Origin of the sequence: Streptomyces montanus (assembly GCF_005786655.1) — a bacterium.
Lineage (GTDB): Bacteria > Actinomycetota > Actinomycetes > Streptomycetales > Streptomycetaceae > Streptomyces > Streptomyces sporangiiformans.
Map to the genome: position 1 here is coordinate 70,870 of NZ_VBZC01000034.1, position 22,555 is coordinate 93,424.

19 protein-coding genes and 1 pseudogene are annotated in these 22,555 nt (G+C 69.8%); 11 read left to right on the forward strand and 9 right to left on the reverse strand.

Going from position 1 to position 22,555, the window contains the following annotated elements; genetic code table 11:
* The first annotated feature begins 29 nt into the window (after nucleotides 1-29).
* The 3 genes from FE633_RS28005 (at nucleotide 30) to FE633_RS28015 (ending at nucleotide 6,019) form a co-directional block, all read left to right on the forward strand.
* A complete protein-coding gene (locus tag FE633_RS28005; protein ID WP_138047959.1) occupies nucleotides 30-992 on the forward strand; it encodes a PDR/VanB family oxidoreductase in 963 nt (320 codons plus the stop codon).
* A gap of 261 nt (nucleotides 993-1,253) precedes the next feature.
* Nucleotides 1,254-4,961, forward strand: a complete 3,708-nt coding sequence (locus tag FE633_RS28010) for a S8 family serine peptidase (RefSeq protein ID WP_138047960.1) — start codon at nucleotides 1,254-1,256, stop codon at nucleotides 4,959-4,961.
* A 56-nt stretch (nucleotides 4,962-5,017) separates the two neighbouring features.
* Nucleotides 5,018-6,019: a helix-turn-helix transcriptional regulator gene (locus tag FE633_RS28015; RefSeq protein WP_138047961.1), complete on the forward strand. Its 1,002-nt coding sequence runs from the start codon at nucleotides 5,018-5,020 to the stop codon at nucleotides 6,017-6,019.
* A 78-nt stretch (nucleotides 6,020-6,097) separates the two neighbouring features.
* Here FE633_RS28015 and acnA read toward each other — a convergent pair whose 3' ends face one another.
* On the reverse strand, nucleotides 6,098-8,815 hold the full coding sequence (gene acnA, locus FE633_RS28020; RefSeq protein WP_138047962.1) for an aconitate hydratase AcnA: 2,718 nt from the start codon (nucleotides 8,813-8,815) through the stop codon (nucleotides 6,098-6,100).
* Between the two features lie 258 nt (nucleotides 8,816-9,073).
* On the opposite strand from acnA, the pseudogene FE633_RS28025 reads away from it, so the two are divergent.
* Together FE633_RS28025 and FE633_RS28030 are read left to right on the forward strand one after the other, a co-directional pair.
* Nucleotides 9,074-9,268 (forward strand): annotated as a pseudogene (locus tag FE633_RS28025) (DUF4236 domain-containing protein); the annotation flags it as partial.
* Nucleotides 9,269-9,406: 138 nt separating this feature from the next.
* A complete protein-coding gene (locus FE633_RS28030; protein WP_138047963.1) occupies nucleotides 9,407-10,936 on the forward strand; it encodes a helix-turn-helix domain-containing protein in 1,530 nt (509 codons plus the stop codon).
* An 87-nt stretch (nucleotides 10,937-11,023) separates the two neighbouring features.
* On the opposite strand, the gene FE633_RS28035 is transcribed toward FE633_RS28030, so the two are convergent.
* On the reverse strand, nucleotides 11,024-11,443 hold the full coding sequence (locus FE633_RS28035) for a spore-associated protein A (RefSeq protein WP_138047964.1): 420 nt from the start codon (nucleotides 11,441-11,443) through the stop codon (nucleotides 11,024-11,026).
* 124 nt (nucleotides 11,444-11,567) lie between these two features.
* Nucleotides 11,568-12,278 carry a TetR/AcrR family transcriptional regulator gene (locus FE633_RS28040; RefSeq protein ID WP_138047965.1) on the reverse strand — a complete coding sequence of 237 codons (711 nt, stop codon included), beginning with the start codon at nucleotides 12,276-12,278 and terminating at the stop codon, nucleotides 11,568-11,570.
* A gap of 62 nt (nucleotides 12,279-12,340) precedes the next feature.
* Here FE633_RS28040 and FE633_RS28045 point away from each other — a divergent pair, with 62 nt between their 5' ends.
* Complete coding sequence (locus FE633_RS28045) at nucleotides 12,341-13,315, forward strand: threonine/serine dehydratase (RefSeq protein WP_138047966.1); 975 nt, start codon at nucleotides 12,341-12,343, stop codon at nucleotides 13,313-13,315.
* 58 nt (nucleotides 13,316-13,373) lie between these two features.
* On the opposite strand, the gene FE633_RS28050 is transcribed toward FE633_RS28045, so the two are convergent.
* A complete protein-coding gene (locus tag FE633_RS28050; protein ID WP_342791218.1) occupies nucleotides 13,374-14,036 on the reverse strand; it encodes an ATP-binding protein in 663 nt (220 codons plus the stop codon).
* Nucleotides 14,037-14,171: 135 nt separating this feature from the next.
* On the opposite strand from FE633_RS28050, the gene FE633_RS28055 reads away from it, so the two are divergent.
* The 4 genes from FE633_RS28055 (at nucleotide 14,172) to FE633_RS28070 (ending at nucleotide 17,186) form a co-directional block, all read left to right on the forward strand.
* Complete coding sequence (locus FE633_RS28055) at nucleotides 14,172-15,047, forward strand: helix-turn-helix domain-containing protein (RefSeq protein WP_138047967.1); 876 nt, start codon at nucleotides 14,172-14,174, stop codon at nucleotides 15,045-15,047.
* Nucleotides 15,044-15,295 (forward strand): DUF397 domain-containing protein, encoded by a 252-nt coding sequence (locus FE633_RS28060; protein ID WP_119098963.1) that lies wholly within the window; start codon nucleotides 15,044-15,046, stop codon nucleotides 15,293-15,295. Before FE633_RS28055 ends, FE633_RS28060 begins: the two co-directional genes overlap by 4 nt.
* 87 nt (nucleotides 15,296-15,382) lie before the next feature.
* A complete protein-coding gene (locus FE633_RS28065) occupies nucleotides 15,383-16,225 on the forward strand; it encodes an SAM-dependent methyltransferase (protein ID WP_138047968.1) in 843 nt (280 codons plus the stop codon).
* Between the two features lie 91 nt (nucleotides 16,226-16,316).
* Nucleotides 16,317-17,186: an alpha/beta fold hydrolase gene (locus FE633_RS28070; protein WP_138047969.1), complete on the forward strand. Its 870-nt coding sequence runs from the start codon at nucleotides 16,317-16,319 to the stop codon at nucleotides 17,184-17,186.
* A gap of 69 nt (nucleotides 17,187-17,255) precedes the next feature.
* Here FE633_RS28070 and FE633_RS28075 read toward each other — a convergent pair whose 3' ends face one another.
* Together FE633_RS28075 and FE633_RS28080 are read right to left on the reverse strand one after the other, a co-directional pair.
* On the reverse strand, nucleotides 17,256-18,866 hold the full coding sequence (locus tag FE633_RS28075) for an FAD-dependent monooxygenase (protein ID WP_138047970.1): 1,611 nt from the start codon (nucleotides 18,864-18,866) through the stop codon (nucleotides 17,256-17,258).
* A 173-nt stretch (nucleotides 18,867-19,039) separates the two neighbouring features.
* Complete coding sequence (locus FE633_RS28080) at nucleotides 19,040-19,471, reverse strand: DUF6299 family protein (protein WP_138047971.1); 432 nt, start codon at nucleotides 19,469-19,471, stop codon at nucleotides 19,040-19,042.
* A 232-nt stretch (nucleotides 19,472-19,703) separates the two neighbouring features.
* Between FE633_RS28080 and FE633_RS28085 the strand changes: the two genes are divergently transcribed.
* Nucleotides 19,704-19,916 (forward strand): DUF5999 family protein, encoded by a 213-nt coding sequence (locus tag FE633_RS28085; protein WP_138047972.1) that lies wholly within the window; start codon nucleotides 19,704-19,706, stop codon nucleotides 19,914-19,916.
* A 52-nt stretch (nucleotides 19,917-19,968) separates the two neighbouring features.
* Here FE633_RS28085 and FE633_RS28090 read toward each other — a convergent pair whose 3' ends face one another.
* From FE633_RS28090 to FE633_RS28100, 3 genes are all read right to left on the reverse strand, one after another.
* Nucleotides 19,969-20,796 (reverse strand): alpha/beta fold hydrolase, encoded by an 828-nt coding sequence (locus FE633_RS28090; protein WP_138047973.1) that lies wholly within the window; start codon nucleotides 20,794-20,796, stop codon nucleotides 19,969-19,971.
* A gap of 93 nt (nucleotides 20,797-20,889) precedes the next feature.
* Nucleotides 20,890-21,288 (reverse strand): RidA family protein, encoded by a 399-nt coding sequence (locus FE633_RS28095; RefSeq protein WP_138047974.1) that lies wholly within the window; start codon nucleotides 21,286-21,288, stop codon nucleotides 20,890-20,892.
* Entirely contained in the window at nucleotides 21,285-22,463 is a 1,179-nt protein-coding gene (locus tag FE633_RS28100) for an acyl-CoA dehydrogenase family protein (RefSeq protein WP_138047975.1), read from the reverse strand. The genes FE633_RS28095 and FE633_RS28100 overlap by 4 nt, the downstream gene beginning before the upstream one ends.
* Nucleotides 22,464-22,555: the final 92 nt, after the last annotated feature.

A 22,555-nucleotide genomic window follows, 5' to 3' on the forward strand; every position in this document is an offset into this window, starting at 1 on the left:
TCATCACTGTAGGAAATGGAAGGCAGATCATGAGCACTCTCAGCACCGAAGTCGAACTCGACCTCGTGTTGGAACGCAAGGAAACAATGGCCGAAGGTGTCGTGCTGCTGACGTTGCGCGACCCGGGAGGCCGTCCACTGCCAAAATGGCAGCCGGGAGCCCACATCGATCTGGTACTGCGAGCCGACTTGGTCCGGCAGTATTCACTGTGCGGGGACCCGGGGGATCGGTCCCGCCTTCAGGTCGCGGTGCTGCGTGAACCGGAAAGCCGAGGCGGGTCGAGCTACGTGCACGACGTGCTCACGGAAGGTGAGTCGATATGCATCCGCGGGCCACGCAACCACTTTCCGCTCGTGAAGGCCAAAAACTACCTGTTCATCGCAGGCGGAATCGGGATCACCCCCATCCTGCCCATGGTGGCAGCCGTCAACGCGACCCGCGCCGACTGGCGCCTCGTCTACGGGGGCCGCACCCGAGCTTCGATGGCATTCGGTGAGACTTTGCAGCGGGCCTACGGAGAGCGGGTGAGCCTGCGGCCGCAGGATGAATACGGGCTGCTGGACCTGCCTTCGCTGCTCGGCAAGCCGCAACGGAAGACAGCTGTCTACAGCTGCGGTCCGGAACCGCTGCTTGCGGCGGTCGAGGCCGGCTGCAAGAAGTGGCCGAGCGGATCTCTGCACCTGGAGCGCTTCGCCCCGAAGAAGGACGCCACCGCCCGGCCACAGAACAGCTTCGAGGTCGAGCTGACCCAGTCCGGCAGGACGCTGCTGGTCTCTGAGGACATGTCCATTCTTGAGGCCGTCGCAGATGCCGGTGTGCCGGTGATGACGTCGTGCGAGGAGGGAATCTGCGGAACCTGCGAGACGAAGGTGTTGTCCGGGGAGATCGACCACCGCGACTCGGTGCTGGACGACCAGGAGCGCGCCGCAGGCGACACCATGATGATCTGCGTCTCCCGAGCCAAAGGCGACCGCCTGGTCCTCGACCTCTGACCCACTGTAGAACCACTCCGGATGCTGCGTCAGCTACCCCGTCCGATCGTTGCAGGCCACTGCGCCAGGGCGTCAGGCCCTTGGGTGGCTGTCGCCACCGGAGGGCAGGGAGTTCGCCAACCGCCGTGGCCGAAGGGGGCATTGGCACTCACCGGCCACGGGAATCCCTTGAGTCGCTTTCCGCACGGCGCTCACCCTGATCACTGGCCTCCGGTCACCAGGCCGGGAGCCTTGTCAGCGTTCAGGGGAGGACGCCCACTCATGCGAAGACTCCACGCCCTCTGGGCCGTGGCAGGAGCGGCCGGACTACTCGCGGGGGCTATCACGCCCGCGGCGGCCGGTCCCGGATCCCCGGCCACCGGTCCGGACGCCACGCTCGTGCAGACCGGCGACAAGAACCCGCGGAGCGCCGTCAAGACCGGCGGCGCCGGCACGCAGACCGTCACCCTCATCACCGGCGACACCGTGTCGCTCACCGCGGGCCCGGACGGCAAGTCCGCCGTCGACGTCCGCCGCGGAAAGGGCCGTGAGGCCGCCACCTTCCTGTCGAGCGAACGCGACGGCGAGATCAGCGTCTTACCGGCGGACGCGGTCCCGCTGCTGCGGGCGGGCCGCCTCGACCCGGCCCTGTTCAACATCACCCAGCTGGTGAAGCAGGGCTACACCGACGCCAAGACCGGCTCCACCCCGCTCATCGCGACGTACACGAAGGGCAGCGCGACCCCCGACGGCGCACGCCGGACCCTCGCACTGCCGGGGATCGACGGCGCCGCGCTGAGCGCCAGGAAGTCGACCGCCTTCTGGGCGGACATCGCCCCCGCGCTCGGCACCGAGCCCACCACGAAGGCCGCGCGGCAACTCGGCGAGGGCATCGAGAAGGTCTGGCTCGACGCCAAGGTGAAGGTGTCCCTCGACGCGAGCGTGCCGCAGATCGGCGCGCCCGAGGTGTGGGAGTCGGGCTACGACGGCAAGGGTGTCGAGGTCGCCGTCCTGGACACCGGCGTGGACACCGGGCACCCGGATCTCGCCGGGAGGATCGCCGGGACGAAGAGCTTCGTGCCCGAGCAGACGGTGCGGGACGGCCACGGTCACGGCACCCATGTGGCGTCCACCATCGTCGGCTCGGGCGCAGCCTCGGAGGGTAAGCGCAAGGGTGTCGCGCCGGGTGCGGAGCTGCTGGTCGGCAAGGTGCTGGCCGACGACGGCCGCGGTCAGACCTCCTGGATCCTCGAAGGCATGCAGTGGGCGGCGCACTCCGGCGCGAAGGTCGTGTCGATGTCGCTGGGCGGTGCCGCGTCGGGCCCCTCCGATGTGCTGAGCGAGACCGTGGACGAGCTGTCCGCGTCCACGGGCGCCCTCTTCGTGATCGCAGCCGGCAACACCGGCCCGTCGGAGAAGACCATCGGCACTCCGGGCATCGCGGACTCCGCGCTGACCGTGGGCGCGGTCGACAAGTCCGACCAGCTGGCCTCGTTCTCCAGCCGCGGCCCGCGCCTCGGTGACTCCGCGGTCAAGCCGGAGATCACCGCACCGGGCGTGGGCATCACCGCGGCCCGTGCCTCCGGGACCAGCATGGGCACGCCGGTCGACGCCAACTACACGTCGGCGAACGGTACTTCGATGGCGACCCCGCATGTCGCGGGTGCGGCGGCGCTGGTCGCGCAGGCCCATCCGGACTGGACGGGACAGCAGATCAAGCAGGCCCTGGCGACCACCGCGAAGACGAACACCGTCAACTCCGTGTTCGAGCAGGGCGACGGCCGGGTCGACGCCGTACGAGCGGTCCGGCAGGGCGTGTTCGCGACCCCGGCCCTGAGCTTCGGGACGTACGAGGACGACGACACCGAGGTGGCCACCAAGGACATCACGTACACCAACACCACTGACAAGGCCGTGGAGTTGAAGGTCTCGTCAACCCTCGCCGAGGTCGCGCCGGGAGCCGGGACGGTGACCGTGCCCGCGAAGGGCACCGCCACGGTCCCGGTCAGCGTGGACCCGTCGAAGCAGGCCCAGGGCCGGTACGCGGGGCACATCACGGCGAGCGCGGACGGCGTCCTGGTCACCACGGGCGTCGGCTTCGAGAAGGCGCCGAAGACGTACGACCTCAAGGTCTCGCTCGTGGGCCGGGACGGCAAGGCGTCCACCGCGGCGGCGCTCTACACGCTGCAGGAGCTGAACGGCGCGTACCCCGACGAGTACGGGTTCATAGGCGATACCTGGACCTGGCAGGTTCCGGCCGGTACGTACTCCATGGCCACCTGGATCCCGGACCGGGACGCGGGCGGCGTGGCCGTCGGCACCTCCGTGGTCGGCAATCCGGAGATCAAGGTCGACAAGGACACCGAGGTCGTCCTCGACGCCCGCAAGGCGGTGGAGATCAAGCCGAAGACGAAGCAGGACTCCGAGTTCCAGGGCTTCAGCACCAACTGGCACCGTGAGGGGCCGGGCAGCAAGTGGGGGCTGACCTACAGCCAGGGCTTCTGGACGGACCACATCTATGTGGCACCGACCCAGAAGGTCACCGAGGGAACCCTGGAGTTTTCCGCCAAGTTCCGTCTGTACGCGAAGGAGGTGACGGCGAGCGTCACCAGCCCGGAGAAGTCCGCTCTGTCGTCGCTCTACTACGCGCAGACGTACAACGGCTTCCCGCTGAAGATCACCGGTGACCGCACCGTGCAGGCGGTGGACGCGGGCGGCGGTACCGCGGCCGACTTCGAAGGGCTGGACGTCAAGGGCAAGGTGGCGGTGGTCGGGCTCGGCGCCACGGAGGTGGCGGACGAGGCACTGGCCAACGCGACGAAGGCAGGTGCGGGTTACGTCATCGCGTACCGCAAGAAGCCCGGCTTCTGGATCGCCGCGGTGGACCGTGCGACGACCACCCCGCTGATGATCGCCACCGGTGAGGAGGGCGCCAGGCTCACCGACCTGCTGAAGACCGGCAAGAAGGTCAGGCTGAAGCTGGGCGGCACACCGGTCAGTCCGTACGTCTACAACCTGCTCGTCGCCCAGAGCGGCTCCATCGCCCAGAACCAGACGTACCGCATGGACAGCTCCAACACGGCGAAGAGGAAGGCCCGTTACTACGGGGCCAAGGCCGGCGAGATGGGCGCGGACGCCCTGTACACGTTCCGCCCCTGGCAGCTCTTCGGCATCGAGAACAGCAAGTACATGCAGCTCGGCACGGAGCGCACCGAGTACTACTACGTCGACCCCGACACCCGTACCTGGGACACGGTCTATCCGAACTGGGAGGCGTCGAGGGGCCAGTGGAGTCCCCTGCGGACCTACAGCAAGGCGACCACGGAACCCACGGAGAACTGGCTGCGGCAGGTCGTCCGCCCGGGGACCAGCGAGGAGTACGGCCTCTCCGAGCGGACCGGTGACAAACTCACCCTTCAGGTGGCGGAGTTGAGCGACGCCACACCGGGCCACTACGGATACATCGACGGCACCCAGGACACCGCGAAGGGCAAGCTGTACGCGGATGGTCAGCTGGTCGGCGACTCCGTCCGCGGCGGCTACGGCACGTTCGACGTGTCGCCGGACAAGGCCTCGTACCGCTTCGAGCTGGACGTACAGCGCCGGGCACCCTGGGCGGCGTACTCCACGAGCACCCACAGCGAATGGTCGTTCGCCTCGGCGCACACCGACACCAAGACGGCGCTGCCACTGCTCACCGTCGGTATCGCCCCGAAGGGCCTCGACCTCCTCAACCGTGCTGAGAGCCGGCGGGATTCGGTGGTCGACCTCACCGTCGGGAATCAGCTCGGGAGCGTCCGGGCCAGCAGCCTCAAGGCCTGGGTCTCCTACGACGACGGCACGTCCTGGAAGGAGGTGAAGGTCAAGCACGACGAGGCGAGGTTCAGGCCCGCGAAGGGCGCGGAGTCCGTGTCGCTGCGTGTGCGGGCCACCGACCGGGACGGCAACAGCGTCGACCAGACCGTACTGCGGGCCTTCGGCCTGAAGTAACCCCCGCTCCAGACCGTTGCCACGTCCTTAACAAAGATCCTCTAACGTGCCGGGCCATGGTGAACACGGCATACGACACGGCAAGACAGACCCCTGCCGCGAGCCCCTGGGCCGCGGTGGGGGTCTCCGCCTTCGACGAGCTGGTGTACCGGACGATCCTTCATCAGCCCGAGGCGGGCGCGGCCGGCTGGGCGCTGCTGACCGGCGCCGGCCCGGCCCGGGTCCGCGAGTCCTGCAACCGGCTGCTCGCGCTCGGTCTGCTGCAACCGCCCGACTCCATGGGCGGGTTACGGGCAGTGGACCCACGGGTGGCGATCCGCGCGCTGATCCGGCGGCGCGAGACGGAGTCCGAACTGCTCGCCGCCACCGCCGAGGAGATGGCCACCGCGTACGAGGCCGGGCTGCTGCGCGAGGAACCGGCCCGGCTCGTCGAGGTCGTCTCCGGCGAGGGTGCCAACGCGGCACGCCTGGAGGAGCTGTACGCGCGCGCCGAGCACGAGGTGTGCCTCTTCGACGCTCCCCCCTATCTCGCCCCGCGCACCCCGCAGTTGGACCTCCAGGCGGATCTGCTCAGCCGCGGGATCGTCTATCGCGCCGTCTACGCGGCTACCGCACTGGAGGATCCGGACGTCCTCCTCCATGCCTGGAGGATGGTCGAACTCGGCGAGCAGGCACGGGTGTTGCCCTCGGTACCGGTCAAGTTGCTGGTGGTCGACGGACGTCGGGCGATGCTCCCGCTGACCGCCTCCGCGGCGGGCGGCTACTGCTCCGCGGTCGTACGGCACTCGGCGGTGACCGAGGCCCTGCAGAAGCTCTTCGAGCTGGCCTGGCAGCAGGCGACTCCCCTCGGCCAGGCGCCCGGCGATGGTGAACTCTCCGAGGGCGAACGGACATTGACCCGGCTGCTGGCGGCCGGCATGAAGGACGAGGCGGTCGCCCGCCATCTGGGAGTGAGCCTCAGAACTCTGCGGCGCCGGGTGAGCGAACTCCAGGAACGGCTCGGCGCGGCGAGCCGGTTCCAGCTGGGGGTACGGGCGGCACAGCGCGGCTGGGTGTGAGCGGACACCGGTGAGCACGGCGAAGGGCCGCGCCCCTCGCTAGGGAGGAGCGCGGCCCTGGCCGCCTTACCCGACCGCTTACTTCTGGATCAGGTTGCGCAGCACGTACTGCATGATGCCGCCGTTGCGGTAGTAGTCCGCCTCACCCGGGGTGTCGATGCGGACGACCGCGTCGAACTCGACCCCGGTGTCCGTGGTGACCTTGACCGTGCGCGGGGTGCGGCCCTCGTTCAGCTCGGTCACGCCGGTGAAGGAGAAGGACTCCTCGCCGGTCAGGCCGAGGGTCGCGGCGGAGGCGCCCTCCGGGAACTGGAGCGGGAGGACGCCCATGCCGATGAGGTTCGAGCGGTGGATGCGCTCGTACGACTCGGCGATGACGGCCTTGACGCCGAGGAGCGCGGTGCCCTTGGCGGCCCAGTCGCGGGACGAGCCGGAGCCGTACTCCTTGCCGGCCAGGACGACCAGCGGGATGCCCTGCTCGATGTAGTTGCGGGAGGCGTCGTAGATGAACGACACCGGCGCGCCCTCGACAGTGAAGTCACGCGTGTAGCCGCCCTCGGTGCCCGGCGCGATCTGGTTGCGCAGGCGGATGTTGGCGAACGTACCGCGGATCATGACCTCGTGGTTGCCGCGGCGCGAGCCGTAGCTGTTGAAGTCGCGACGCTCGACACCGTGCTCGGTGAGGTACTTGCCCGCCGGGGTGTCGGCCTTGATCGCGCCGGCCGGGGAGATGTGGTCGGTGGTGACCGAGTCGCCCAGCTTGGCCAGGACGCGGGCACCGGAGATGTCGGTGACCGGAGACGGCTCGTGCGCCATGCCCTCGAAGTACGGGGGCTTGCGGACGTACGTGGACTGCGGGTCCCACTCGAAGGTGTTGCCGGTCGGGATCGGCAACGCCTGCCACTGGGCGTCACCCGCGAAGACGTCGGAGTAGGACTTGTTGAACATGTCCTCGCCGATGGCGTTCGCGACGACGTCGTTGACCTCGGCCTCGGTCGGCCAGATGTCCTTCAGGTAGACCGGGTTGCCGTCCTGGTCGGTGCCCAGGGCCGCCTTGGTGATGTCCACCTTCATCGAGCCCGCGATGGCGTACGCGACGACCAGCGGCGGGGACGCCAGGTAGTTCATCTTGACGTCGGGGTTGATGCGCCCCTCGAAGTTACGGTTGCCGGAGAGCACCGACGTGACCGCCAGGTCGTGCTCGTTGACCGCCTTCGAGACCTCCTCGGGCAGCGGGCCCGAGTTGCCGATGCAGGTGGTGCAGCCGTAACCGACCAGGTTGAAGCCGACCTTGTCGAGGTAGGGGGTCAGACCCGCCTTGTCGAAGTAGTCGGTGACGACCTTGGAGCCGGGCGCCAGCGTCGTCTTGACCCAGGGCTTGCGGGTCAGGCCCTTCTCGACCGCCTTCTTGGCCACCAGCGCGGCGGCGACCATGACGTACGGGTTCGAGGTGTTGGTGCAGGAGGTGATGGCCGCGACGGTCACGGCGCCGTGATCGATCTCGTAGGTCGAGCCGTCGGGGGCGGTGACGGTGGTGGGGCGGCTCGGGGCGCCGTTGGGCGCGACGGCCGGGGCGTCGGAGGCCGGGAAGGACTCCTGGCCCGCCTCGTCCACGGTGTCGACGTAGTTGCGGACGTCCGTCTTGAACTGCTCGGCGGCGTTCGCGAGGACGATACGGTCCTGCGGACGCTTCGGGCCGGCGATCGACGGGACGACCGTCGACAGGTCCAGCTCCAGCTTCTCGGAGAAGTCGGGCTCGGCGGCCGGGTCGAGCCAGAGGCCCTGCTCCTTGGCGTACGCCTCGACGAGCGCCAGCTGCTGCTCCGAACGGCCGGTCAGCTTCAGGTACTTGATGGTCTCGGCGTCGATCGGGAAGATCGCGGCGGTCGAGCCGAACTCCGGCGACATGTTGCCGATGGTGGCGCGGTTCGCGAGGGAGGTGGCGGCGACGCCCTCGCCGTAGAACTCGACGAACTTGCCGACGACGCCGTGCTTGCGGAGCATCTCGGTGATGGTCAGCACGAGGTCGGTGGCGGTGGTGCCGGGCTTGAGCTCACCGGTCAGCTTGAAGCCGACGACGCGCGGGATGAGCATCGAGACGGGCTGGCCGAGCATCGCGGCCTCGGCCTCGATACCGCCGACGCCCCAGCCGAGCACACCGAGGCCGTTGACCATGGTGGTGTGCGAGTCGGTGCCGACGAGGGTGTCGGGGTAGGCCTGGCCGTTACGGACCATGACCGTTCGGGCCAGGTGCTCGATGTTCACCTGGTGGACGATGCCGGTGCCGGGCGGGACGACCTTGAACTCGTCGAACGCGGTCTGGCCCCAGCGCAGGAACTGGTAGCGCTCCTTGTTGCGGCCGTACTCCAGCTCGACGTTCTGGCCGAAGGCCTCCGCCGTACCGAACTTGTCGGCGATGACGGAGTGGTCGATGACCAGCTCGGCCGGGGCCAGCGGGTTGATCTTCGCCGGGTCGCCGCCGAGCTCCTTGACGGCCTCACGCATGGTCGCGAGGTCCACGACACAGGGCACGCCGGTGAAGTCCTGCATGATCACGCGGGCGGGCGTGAACTGGATCTCCTGGCTCGGCTGGGCCTGCGAGTCCCAGCCGCCCAGCGCCCGGATGTGGTCGGCGGTGATGTTCGCGCCGTCCTCGGTACGGAGCAGGTTCTCCAGCAGCACCTTCAGGCTGTACGGAAGGCGAGCCGAGCCTTCCACCTTGTCCAGCCGGAAGATCTCGTACGACTCGTCGCCCACGCTCAGCGTGGCGCGGGCGTCGAAGCTGTTCGCCGACACGACAGTCTCCTTCATTCATGTGCGCGTACCACCGCATCCTGCCGCCACGTCGGTTGGCCGATCAGCTAAGGTAAGGCTAAGTTAGGTAACCCTTACCGGTCTGGCGGCTGAGGTACGCCTCGGCAGATATCTCGATGTCGAGATAACTCTAGTACATGACCGCTGCCCGGTCATGCCCGGAGGTCGGTGGCCCCCGTCACCCGTACGGCGTGGTGCGCCACTTCCGGGGTACCCGCTCGCGGACGAAAGGAGCCATTCATGGCCCTCACCTTCCGCAAAAGCTTCCGGATCCTGCCGGGGGTGCGCCTGAACATCAACCGGCACTCCTGGTCGATCACCACGGGCGGCCGGCACGGACCACGGCGCACCCACAGCAGCACCGGGCGCCGGACCACGTCGATGGACCTGCCCGGGCCCTTCGGGTGGCGCAAGACGCACACCGTCACCAGGCGCCGCCGCGGCGGCCTCCTCGCCGGGCGCCGTCGGGGCACCACCCTCCTCACCAGGCGCCACAGGGGTCACTCCTGAGGGACCGTCACCCCAATGGACCCTCCGAGAGGCGGAATCTCATATCTGAGATAGCCTGCCTCTATGGCAGACGACTACCTCGTACGCATCGGCAAGCTCATCCGTGACGCCCGTCAGCACCGTGGCTGGACACAGACGCAGCTGGCCGAGGCGCTCGGCACCAGTCAGAGCGCCGTGAACCGCATCGAGCGCGGTAACCAAAACATCAGCCTTGAGATGATCGCCCGAATCGGTGAAGCCCTGGACAGCGAAATCGTCTCGCTGGGATACGCGGGTCCGATGCATCTGCGCGTGGTCGGCGGCCGTCGGCTCTCCGGCTCCATCGACGTGAAGACCAGCAAGAACGCATGCGTGGCGCTGCTGTGCGCCACCCTCCTCAACAAAGGACGCACCGTGCTTCGCCGCGTCGCCCGCATCGAGGAGGTGTACCGCCTTCTGGAGGTGCTCGGCTCCATCGGCGTACGCACCCGGTGGATCAACGGCGGGGTGGACCTGGAGATCGTGCCCCCGGCGGATCTCGACCTGGACACCATCGACGCGGAGGCGGCCCGCCGTACGCGCTCGATCATCATGTTCCTCGGCCCGTTGCTGCACCGCTTGGACCACTTCAAGCTGCCGTACGCGGGCGGCTGCGACCTCGGAACGCGGACCATCGAGCCGCACATGATCGCGCTGCGCCGGTTCGGCCTGGAGATCGCCGCCACCGAGGGGCTCTACCACGCCCAGGTGAACCGGTCGGTCTCCCCCGGCCGTCCGATCGTGCTCACCGAGCGCGGCGACACAGTGACCGAGAACGCGCTGCTCGCCGCCGCCCGCCACGACGGCGTGACCATCATCCGCAACGCCTCCTCCAACTACATGGTCCAGGACCTGTGCTTCTTCCTGGAGGCGCTGGGCGTACGCGTGGAGGGCATCGGCACCACGACACTCACCGTGCACGGCATGCCCACCATCGATGTGGACGTGGACTACTCGCCCTCGGAGGACCCGGTCGAGGCGATGAGTCTGCTGGCCGCCGCCGTCGTCACCGAGTCCGAGCTGACAGTGCGTCGGGTACCCATCGAGTTCCTGGAGATCGAGCTCGCGGTGCTGGAGGAGATGGGCCTCGACCACGACCGTACGCCGGAGTACTTCGCGGACAACGGCCGGACGCGACTGGTCGACCTGACGGTCCGGCCCTCCAAACTGGAGGCGCCGATCGACAAGATCCACCCGATGCCGTTCCCGGGACTGAACATCGACAACGTCCCGTTCTTCGCGGCCATCGCGGCCTCGGCCCAGGGCAAGACGCTGATCCACGACTGGGTCTACGACAACCGTGCGATCTACCTGACCGATCTCAACCGACTCGGCGGACGTCTCCAACTGCTCGATCCGCACCGGGTGTTGGTCGAGGGCCCGACCCGCTGGCGCGCCGCCGAGATGATGTGCCCGCCCGCCCTGCGGCCGGCCGTCGTCGTCCTGCTGGCGATGATGGCGGCCGAGGGGACATCGGTACTGCGGAACGTGTACGTCATCAACCGCGGCTACGAGGACCTGGCCGAACGGCTCAACACGGTCGGGGCGCAGATCGAGATCTTCCGGGACATCTGACAAGCAGGGCAGGACTGCGGCAGGACACGTGAAAGTCCCCGGCCAGGACGTGGCCGGGGACTCGCCTGCCGGGTGCCCGGCAGTGGATCAGCCGCAGTGACCGGTCCCGAGCGTGGAATAGGTGGTGATGCCGCCTTCCCACGTGACGCACTCTCCAGGGGCCTTGAGATAGACAGGCCCGGCATACGTCGTGAACTGACCGCCCTCGGTGGCCTTGCCTTCCTTCTCCGAGCTGAGCGAGGCGAACATGTACACCGGCGCCCCAGGGTGGGCGCGGACGGTGACCACACAGTTCTCGCCGGTCGCCTTGTTGTACGTGAGGAAGGTAGTGCCGAGGTTCTGGATGTCGGCGGAGTCGATGACCTTGTGGCCGGTGCCGCAGGCGCCGTTGTACTTCGCCACCGGGACAGCCGACTCGGCCGCCGACGCGGGCACGGCAGCGGCGACAGTGAGGACACCTCCACCGACGACGACGGCGACGGCGGCTGCGTGACGTGCGAACTTCATAACGTTCCCCCAGTTGGTGTGGTCGTGAATCCGTGTTCGGGCGGCATGGCCGGCTGGTCAACCGGCGCTCGCCCACACGCATGGTGAGACCAGAGAGCCTCTGGGTTGGTTGTGGCCCCATTTGTCACTGTTCTGTCACCGGACCGCTGCCCACGGAGCGGCGCAGACAGGTCGCCTGATCCGAGTCGGTCGCCGCCCGTGCCGGGTCGGCGGCGTGGATGAGCTGGCGCAGTGCCCCGTAGTAGACCTCGTGGTCGACCACGGCGGGCACGATCGCGGCCAAGTGGCCGGTGAGCGCCGGGAAGTCCTCGGGATCGAGCGCGGCCAGCGCGGTGCGGGTGGCTGCCTGGGCGGCCTTGGGCTCGCGGTGGTCCACGAAGCTCGCGCTGCCGAGGGTGAGCAGATACATCCGCCGGTAGGAGGTGATCGCCTCCTCGGGGGTCATCCCGGCCGCGAGGTTGTCGGCGAGCTGCGGCTCGGCCAGACGGGCCAGCAGGTTCGGGCCGAGCCAGGGGCGGGTACCGCGCAGCGCGACCAAGCCCGGATGGGCAGCCAGCAGCCGGTACAGCGCGGTGAACCGCGTCTCGGTGGCGGTGGCCCAGTCGGTGCCCGGTTCGATGTCGGGCAGACGGGCGGCCAGGTGGTCGGTGCACAGGTCCAGCAGCCCGGCCAGGTCGGTGCAGCGACGCTGGAGCGAGGCGAGGGAGATGTCCAGGCGCGCGGCCAGGGCGCGGAAGGTCAGCGCGTCGGGACCGCCCTCGTCGACCAGCGACAGGGCGGCCTCGGCGATGCGGCCGGGGGTCGCGCGGTCCAGGGAAAGGGAGTGCCGTGGCATGCGGTTCACTGTACGATACGGTGTATCGAAACGGTAGGCACACGGTCGGCAGGAGCTCCGCGATGGACCAGCTCACCTACGGCGACATCAAGGCCGCCACCGAACGGATCGCAGGGCGCGTCCGCCCCGTCGCACTCGCCCCCGTCGATCCCGGTGCGATCCGCACCGCCGGCGGCGGGCCGGAACCGTGCGAAGCCTGGCTGGCGCTGGAGTACATGCAGCACACCGGCTCCTTCAAGGCCCGCGGCGCACAGAACTTCATCCAGGCCCACCGCGACGCCGGCGCCCTCCCCGACGCCGGGGTGACCATCGCCTCCGGCGGCAACGCCGGACTGGCCTGCGCCTGGGCCGCCCAGCAGCAGGGCATCACGGCGACCGTCTTCCTCCCCACCACCGCTCCCGCGGTGAAGGTGGCCAAGCTGCGCTCCTACGGCGCCGACGTCCGCCTGGTCGGCACGGAGTACGCCGAAGCCCTCGCCGCCTGCCAGGACTTCGCCGCCACCACCGGCGCGCTCTCCTCGCACGCCTACGACCACCCGCTGATCGCCGCCGGGGCGGGCACGCTACTGGAAGAGATTCACGAGCGGATCCCCGGCCTGGACACGGTCGTGGTCGCTGTGGGCGGCGGCGGACTGTTCACCGGCGTGGCCACCGCCGCCCGGCACCACGGCATCCGCACCATCGCCGTCGAGCCGGAGAACTGCCGCGCGCTCAACGCCGCCATTGAGGCCGGCCGCCCGGTCGATGTCACGGTGGACTCCATAGCCGCCGACTCTCTCGGCGCCCCCCACACCTCCGCGATGGCGCTGCACGCCGCTCAGCAGGACGGTGTGCACTCCGTCCTCGTCACCGACAGCGAGATCATCCGCACCCGTCAGGCCCTGTGGGACCACCGCCGAGTGGCGGTGGAGCACGCCGCGGCGACCGCCCTTGCCGCGCTCACCGGCCCCGACGCCGCGTACCTGCCCGGCCCCGGCGAGAGGGTCGCCATAGTCCTCTGCGGCGCCAACACCGACCCCGGCGACCTGGTCCACTGACCCGGCACCGGCCGGGAGGCACCGGCCGGCGACCGCATGGGATGCCGGCCCGCCCGCCTCAGGGGCCGGTGTCGGTGGCGGCGGCACGCGCGGAAGGGCGCGCGAGTGCCGCCCACACGGCGTTCCCCCCGGTGAACGAGGAACGTTCGGCGCCCCATCTCTCGGCGATGTGCTGAACGAGTAACAGGCCGCGCCCGCATTCGTCGTCGGGGCCGGGGTTGCGTGGGGGCAGGCTCCGCGGCGTGATGGCCTGATCGTGCACCTCGAGGTGGACCGATCCGTCGGCGGTGAGCCCGACGCGGCAGTGGATCCGGGAACTGGACGTGTGGCGTATCGCGTTGGTGACCAGTTCCGACAGGATCAGGACCGCGTCCTGGCACACCTCCTCGGGGAGCCGCCATCTGCGCAGTTTCTCGCCCATCACGCAACGGGCTTCACGCACGCCGGCCTGGCGGGCGGGGAGTTCGAACCAGTGGACTCTGTCGGTGGCAGCCCCTCCCGGGAGTTGGGGGGAAGGAGGGGACGTGAGGGAGGGCACGGTGGTCGCCTTCCGTCGAGGGACGGGCAGTGCGAGGAGCTGTGGGGGGGCCTCGCCGGGCCGGCGTGGGGGCCGGTGGGCGCGGCAGCTGGTGCCGTTGCCGACCACGGTGACACGTGCCAAATCCCGGAGTGGCTCCGGGTGTTGGCGGAGACTGCCGTCGCGGTCGGTGAGATCGATCACGCTGTCACTATGCTTGCTGTTCCGTTCAAGGTGCAACCTCTCTCCTGATAATTTCAGGAAGCCGATATCTGTCTGGTGCCATCAGCAAGTCCCTGTCACAGTCAGCATGGGTGACAGCTCGTCAGGAGGTACACCGTGAGCGAGGCGCGTTCGGGCAGCACAGGCACCAGCGCACCCACCGTTCTCCGCATGATCCTCGGCAAGCGGCTGCAGGAAATGCGGCAGGACGCGGGTGTGTCTCTGGACGCCGCCGCGAAGGCCCTGCGGGTGAAGCCTCTGACCATCCGCCGCCTGGAGAAGGCGGAGGTCGCCCTGAAGCCTCTCTACGTCGAGAAGTTGCTGCAGACCTACGGGGCCGGTCAGCAGGAGATCGACGAGTTCGTCGTCCTGGCCGAGCGGGCCAACAAGCCGGGCTGGTGGCACACGTACCGCGATGTGCTGCCCAGCTGGTTCACCGCCTACGTGAGCCTGGAGACCGGCGCCAAGACCCTGCGCACCTATGAACCCCACTACGTCACGGGGCTGCTGCAGACGCACGGATACGCGCATGCCCTCCTGCGTGCGGGCTTCCCCCGCGACAGTGCGGCGGACCTGGAGCGGCGAGTCGATCTGCGGCTGCGGCGCCAGAGCCTGTTGGAGAGATCCGACGCGCCAACGCTGTGGGTGGTGATGGAGGAGGCCGTCCTGCACCGCGAGGTGGGCGGCGCCGAGGTGATGCGGGGACAGATCGACCGGCTCCTGGAGGTCTCGGAGCTGGACCACGTCAGCGTCGACATCGTGCCGTTCTCCGCGGGTGCCCACGTCGGTGCGTGCGCTCCCTTCACCTACTTCCGGTTCGAGGAACCGGAGCTGCCCGACATCGTCTACAGCGAGATCCTCTCCGCCTCCATGTACCTCGACCAGCGCTCCGACGTCGCAGCCCATCTCGAGGCGCACAGCCGGTTGTCCTTGCAGACCTCGTCCGCGGACAGCAAGGCCCTGTTGAACCGCATGCGCAAGGAGTACTCATGACGATCACCGACCGCCGTGTCTACAACGGGATGCCCGCATCGGACCTCGGTGAGCAGGGCTGGGAGTGCCCGTGGAGCGGTCCCAACGGGGGCCAGTGCGTGGAGACGAAGCAGCTCGCCGACGGCCGCGTGGCCCTGCGGCAGTCGAAGGATCCCGCAGGCCCTGCGCTGATCTACACGCCGGAGGAGATCACCGCGTTCGTCGCCGGGATCAAGAAGGGCCTCGCCGATCATCTGACGGCCGGCTGAACCAGGCCGGCCACCAACGGGTGGGAGGCGGGCCGACCCTGGCCACGACCTGCCCGGCACGCCTACGCACACCAGGAAAGGGACACCATGAGCACCCCCCACGCCGCTCGTGACATCGACACCAGCAGGCCGCACTCCGCGCGCATGTACGACTACTACCTCGGGGGCAAGGACCACTTCGAGGTCGACAAGGAGGCGGCCGAGACCGTCGCGGCGGCGTATCCCGGCATCTTCGTGTGCGCACGGGAGAACCGGGCGTTCATGCACCGGGCCACCCGGGTCCTCGCGCAGGAGCACGGCATCCGGCAGTGGCTGGACATCGGCACCGGCATCCCCACCGAGCCGAATCTGCACCAGGTGGCCCAATCCGTGGTCCCCGAGGCCAAGGTGGTCTACGCCGACAACGATCCCCTCGTCCTCAAGTACGCCGAGCGCCTGATGCGCAGCACTCCCCAGGGGCGCACCACCTACATCGAGGCGGACGTCAACCAGCCCGAGGGGCTCCTGGACGCCCCCGAGCTGGCCGAGGTCCTGGACCTGAGCCAGCCGGTGGCGCTGTCCCTGAACGCCCTCATGCACTTCGTCACCGACGCCCAGGACCCGTACGGAATCGTCGACCGGCTGCTGAGCGCCCTCCCCTCGGGAAGCGCCCTCGCCCTGAGCCACTGCACGCCCGACTTCGACCCGTCGACCTGGGAGAAAGTCACCGAGATATACACGAACGCCGGAACGCCCGTGCAGTTCCGCTCCCAGCACGACGTTGGCCGCTTCTTCGCCGGCCTGCAACTGCTGGAGCCCGGCATCACCGTCGGCCACCGCTGGCGCCCCGACACCCCGGATGGCACCACCCCGGACGGCACCGCGACGGTGACGGACCAGCCGACGGACGCCCAGGTCAGTCTGTGGACCGGGGTGGGGATCAAGCCGTAGCACCGTAGCGCCATCTTCGTTGGCTCCACTTTCGTGCGGAGGGGGTGAAACCAGTTGCTCCCTCCGGACACCGCTGACAGGCTCTTCGGCCATGCCCACCTTCTCCGCGTATGACGGAACCAAGATCGCGTACCACGTATTCGGAGAAGGCCCTCCGGGGGTCCCTCCGGTGGTCTGTCTGCCCGGAGGACCGCAGGACTCCGTATACCTCGGTGACCTCGGCGGCCTGTCCGCGCACCGGCAGTTGGTCATGCTGGATCTGCGGGGCACGGGCGGGTCCGCGATGCCGGCGGACCTCGCCTCCTGCCGCTGCGACCGGCTCGTCGAGGACGTGGAGGCGCTGCGCGAGCACCTGGGCCTGGACCGGATGGACGTGCTCGCGCATTCCGGCGGCGCGAATCTGGCCGCGCTCTACGTCGGCCGCCATCCCGGACGCGTCGGGAAGCTCGCGCTGATCGCGCCGAGCGTCAGGGCCGTCGGGATCGCGATCACCGGAGAGCTCCGGCTGGAGGCCGCGCGGCTCCGCCAGGGCGAGCCGTGGTTCCCGGCGGCGTTCGCGGCCCTGGAGGCGATCGTGGCGGGCCGGGCCACTGACGACGCCTGGCAGGCCGTCGCGGCGTTCTCCTACGGCCGCTGGGACGAGGCGGCGCAGGCCCATCACGCCGCCGAGGACGAGCAGATGAACAGCGAGGTCGTGGCCGCCTTCGGCGCCGAAGGCGCTTTCGATCCGGACGCCACGCGCACGGCGCTCGCCCGGTTCGCACCGCCCGTGCTGCTGCTCGCCGGGGAGGTCGATCCGGGAGCCCCGCCTCGCGCGGTGGCCGAGTTCGCCGGGCTGTTCCCGAACGCCGAGCTCGTCGTGCAGTCCGGAGCCGGACACTTCCCGTGGCTCGACCACGCCGACCGCTTCGTGGCAACCACCGCGGAGTTCCTGGGGCAGACACCCGCCCGGCGCCTGTGAGCTGAGCACCGTGGGCAGGTGACCGCCCGGCCGTCCGTGAGCCTGAGCATTGCTGAACTCGGCGGCGTCTCAGACCGGGAGCCAGTGGTCGAGATAGGCGCGCAGATCCTCCAGTTCGGCTCCGCGTGCCACCAGGCCGAGGTAGCCGTCAGGGCGTACGAGGCCGTGGGCGACGCCTGGCCACGGGCTCTGTGTGCCGAGCCGGTGCACGGTGACCAGGCTGTCGCGGCCGCGCAAGAGTGGGGCCAGCCGCTGCTCGGGCCAGAAGCCGGCGGGCCCGGCCAGCAGCAGGTGCCAGCCCGGCCCGGCGACCTTGGCCTGGAGCCCGCGCGGCAGGTCGGGCAGCCGGTCCCCCGCCCTCGGGCCCCTGGCGGGCGAACGCGAACCCGCGCGGGAAGCCGGGCTGCGCCGGTAGTGGATGCCCAGCTCGGAGACCGTACGGAACACGCGCCCGCGCAGAGCGGTCGCGCGCAGCGCCAACGGAGCCAGGCGCGGGGCGAGTCGGATGCGGGCCAGGCGGATGACGGGGTTGCCGCTGGTGCCGATGGTGAAGGCCCGGTCGGTGAAGCGCCGGACGTTGCGGCCGACCGGGGCGCGCTCGGCCTCATACGTGTCCAGCAGTTCCTCGGGCGCGACGCCCCGGCAGACGAGGGCGAGCTTCCAGCCCAGGTTGAGTGCGTCCTGGATACCGGTGTTCATGCCCTGGCCGCCGGCCGGGCTGTGGATGTGGGCCGCGTCCCCGGCCACGAAGCACGGCCCCGCCCGGTAGTGGGCGGCACCGCGGTTGTGCAGCCGGAAGTCGGTCATCCAGACGGGATCGCGCAACACCAGCCGGTCAGTTCCGGCAGTCCCGGCGGTCCCAGCAGTCCGGGCGGTCCCAGCAGTCCGGGCGGACCGGGCAGTACGGGCCGCCTTGCGAGCGTTTCCAGCTGTGTACCGGTCGACGATGTCCTGCAGGAGCTCCAGCCTCACCTCGGCATCCGGCGTGCCGGGAGGCCGCATCGCGAGCATGCGCCAGCCTGCCGGCGTACCGAGCGGGAAGAAGAGCAGCATCCCGGCCACCGTCATGTACGTATGCACGGACCCCGGCTCCAGTCCGTCGACCTCCAGATCGGCGAGCAGGAACGTCTGCGGATAGGCGTATCCCTCGAAGCCGATGCCCGCCTGATCTCGCACGGTGCTGTGGGCACCGTCGCAGCCGACGACATAGCGGGCGCGCACGGTCTCCTCCGCACCGTCCCGGCCCCGCAGCCGGCAGTGGACGCCCCCGTTCTCGCGCTCCAGGCGCACCAGCTCCGTACCGCGCTCGACCGGCACGTCGTGCGCGGCCAGATGCTCCACCAGGACGCGCTCGGTCTCGGCCTGCGAGAGGAACAGCAGGAACGGGTACGGAGTGTCCTTGCAGCCGATGTCGAACAGGGGCAGCCGCACCTCGCGCCCCGGCAGATGCATCCGCACCCGCATCGCCGGATTCCCCCGGGCGACCAGTTCGTCCGTCACCCCGAACCCGGCCAGCGCCTCCAGCGTGCGGGGCTGGACGGCCAGTGCCCGCGACTCGTGCACGCGGTCGAGCGAGCGGTCGACGATCCGGAACCCGGTCCCGTGGGCACGCAGTTGCGCGGCGAGAGCGAGGCCCGTGGGCCCCGCGCCCACCACCAGCACATCTGGCGATGGCCTCATGGGTCCACGGTAGTGCGGGAGCCGTGCGCGTGCCGAAACGCCTGGGAGCCGCCGCCCCTCATGGGTGAGGGGCGGCGGCTCCCGTATGCGGCCTCGGCCGGACGTGACCTCGGCCGGAGGTGGCCTCAGCCGGAGGTGGCTTCGGCCGGACGTGACCTCGACTCTGACGGCCCTCAGCTCTGGCTGAGCACGATGATCTGCGTTCGGGTGGCGTGGACGTACGGCACCGGGAAGGGCCAGCCCCCGACGCCCAGTTCCAGCACGGCGGCATCGACGCGGGCCGAGCCCGGCTGGAAGCGGCCACGCCCCGTGCGGGCGGTGTTCGTCCAGCGGTGTTCCTCACCGTCGCAGACCGCGCGGGTGCCGCCGATTCCTCGCCGTACACCGTCCTCGCCCTGGCGCAGGGCGGTGGTCACGAAGACGGGGCCCTGACTGTCCGTGCAGCGGTAGGTGCCGGTGAGCGTGACGGTGCCGTGGCGCGTGAGGGTGCCGACCCGGTCGACGGTCACCGATTCGTCGGGGGCGGCGAGAGCCTCGGCGGACGGGGCGGGGAGCATCAGCAGCGCGGACCCGGCGGCCACGCCGGCGATGTGACGCAGGGACATCGGAGTACCTCCTTGAGCGGGGGCTCCACTCAACCGGGCAGGGGTCGTCACGGCCGTGACCGTCACCTGATTGGTGGCGTGTCCGCGTCGTCCGTCTCGGCGACGTCCGGGAGTTGTCCGCGTGTTGTCACGCTTCACGGACAGCGGTTCCGATGAGTCCGCGGCAGGAGCATCGTCTACCTATGAGAGGCGGTGACAACGCCGCCGAACCCGTCGCACGTGGAGGTGCGCCATGTGTTCTCGCCGGCCTTCTTGTCCGTCGCCCGACAGCCTCGACCTCTCCGGCCGCGACACCGCGCACATCGTCGCCGCCCACCCCGAGCAGGGCTGGTACCTGCTGTGCGACGGCGCGATCGTCTTCGACGACACCGGCGCGCTGCTGCCCGACGGCCGTGTCGTCGCCCCGCATCGCGTGCCCGTCGAGCAACTGGGCATGGCTGCCTGAGGATTGACCTGGCCGGTCGACCACCTGACTGAGGTCGACGATTTGGCTGCGGTCAGCGATTCTCGCCGATGAACTCCCGCAGCGCGGAGGCGAGTTGCTCCGGCTGATCCTCGGCGATCAGTGTCCGTGAGTCCTCGATCTCCAGCAGACGCCCCCGCGGCAGGAGTTCGGCCAGGCGCCGACCGTGCTCGCGCGGCATCATCAGATCCTCGGTCGCCCAGACGACGAGCGCGGGCTTGTCGAACTTCCGCAATCCTTCGGCGGCTTCGAGGAGTTCGTTCTTGCGGATGGTCGTGCCGTAGCGGCGGAAGTCCCGGCGGATCGCCTTGTCCGTCCGCAGCGGTCGCAGCCAGCCGTCGACGATCTCGTCCGGCACGGGCCGCTTGGTGAGCGCGCCGATCCCGACGGGCAGCCGGCGCAACGGCTTCAGTCCCAGGGTGCGGATCATGAGCGGGATGCCGCCCGGCACCTTGCAGGCGAGCGCGATCATCTTTCCGGGCAGGCCCGGCGGGTAGTTGTCGAAGGCCTCGCAGGAGATGAGTACGAGCCGCGCCAGGCGCTCCGGGTGGCGCGCGGCCACGGTCTGGGCGCGGCCGCAGTCGCTCTCCACGAGCGTGACGTCCCGCAGATCCAAATGGTCCAGGAACTCCACGACCATGTCGTTGACGACGTCCGGCGAGATCGGACGGTCCATGGGCCGGCGGTGAGCGCCGTACGGCAGCGTCGGGGCGATGACCCGGTGGTCCGCGCGCAGGTCCGCGATCACCTTGCGCCAGACGGTGGCATCGTGGACCAGGCCGTGCAGGAGGACCACGACGGGGCCGGGGCCGCCCGTGTCCTCGTACTCGATGGTCCCCGCGGTGAGTGCGATGTCCGGCATGCTCGAAGCTCCCTCAGGTCTATGGTGCGCAAGCCGCACCCAGCCGCACCCCCAACCCCCTCGGCCCCTCGTCGGCCCAAGACACGCGGAACGTCAGGGGAGGACGGCGACCCCGTCAAGCTCTACCAGGGCCTGTGTGTCCCACAGTCGTACGACTCCGATCACCGCCATCGCCGGGTACTCGCGTCCCGCCGACGTCCGCCAGATACGGCCGAGTTCGGGGGCGTGGGCGCGGTAGTCGTCGACGTCGGTGGTGTAGACGGTGACGCGGGCGAGGTCGCCGGGGTTGCCTCCGGCCGCGCGCAGGGCGGTGAGGAGGTTGGTCAGCGCGCGCTCGAACTGCTCGGGGAGCGTGGTGCCGACGATCTTTCCCTCGGTGTCGAGTGCGGTCTGGCCCGCGAGGTAGGCCACGCGGGAGCCGGTGGTGACGACGGCGTGCGAGAAGCCGGTGGGCGGGGAGAGGTCGGGTGGATTGACGCGCTCGGCGGTCATGCGTGCTCCCCTTCCGCGCCGCCTTCGGCGCGCCGCTCCTCGCGGTACAACTCCTTGGCGATGACGGCTCGTTGGACCTCGCTCGCGCCCTCGTAGATCCGGGGTGCGCGCACCTCGCGGTAGAGGTGTTCGAGCAGGTGGCCGCGGCGCAGTGCGCGGGCGCCGTGCAATTGGACGGCCATGTCGACGACGTACTGGGCGGTCTCGGTGGCGAGCAGCTTCGCCATCGCGGCCCGTTTCGGCACGTCCGGGGCGCCCTCGTCGTACGCCGCCGCTGCCGCGTAGACCATCAGGCGAGCCGCCTCCGCCCGCAGAGCCATCTCGGCGACCTGGTGTGCCACGGTCTGCAGGTCGCTCAACGTGCCGCCGAACGCCTCCCGCCCAGCCGTGTGCCGGAGGGTGGCGTCCAGCGCGGCCTGCGCCATGCCGACGGCGAAGGCGCCCACGCTCGGCCGGAAGAGGTTGAGCGTGTTCATCGCGACACGGAAGCCGCGGTCGGGTTCACCCAGCACGTCGTCCGCGCTCACCGGCACCGCGTCGAAGACCAGGGCGCCGATGGGGTGCGGGGAGAGCATGTCGAGGGGGGTTCCGGTGACCCCCGGGCGGTCGGCCGACACGAGGAAGGCGGTCACCCCGCGGGCGCCCGCGTCGGGTGTGGTGCGGGCGAAGACGGTGTAGAAGTCGGCTTCGGGGGCGTTGGAGATCCAGCACTTCTCGCCGGTGAGCCGCCAGCGGTGGGTGCCGTCCGGCTCGGCGCCCACGGGGGCATCCGTAACCGCCCGGAGGGCCAGCGCCGCCGCGTCCGAGCCCGCGCCCGGCTCGCTCAGGGCGAAGGCCGCCACTGCCGTGCCCTCGGTCACGCGCGGCAGCCAGCGGTCGCGTTGGGCGGCGGTTCCGTGGGCGTGGACCGGGTGGGCGCCCAGACCCTGGAGGGCGAGGGCGGTTTCCGCCTCCGTGCAGGCGTAGGCAAGGGACTCTCGCATCAGGCACAGTTCGAGCGCTCCGGACGTGAACAGGCGCTTCAGAAGCCCCAGTTGGCCCAGTTCGGCGACGAGCGGGCGATTGACGTGGCCCGGCTCGCCCTTCTCGGCCAGGGGGCGCAGACGGTCGGCGGCGAGCGCCCGGAGCTCCGTGCACCAGGCGGTGTGTGCCGGATCCAGTGAGAATGCGGGCATTTTCGATCCCCTCTCCCCTGTCGGGCCGGGCCACACCGCGAGGCTATCGCGAACCATTGACTGTCGTCACCAACACGATACGCTCGATGCGC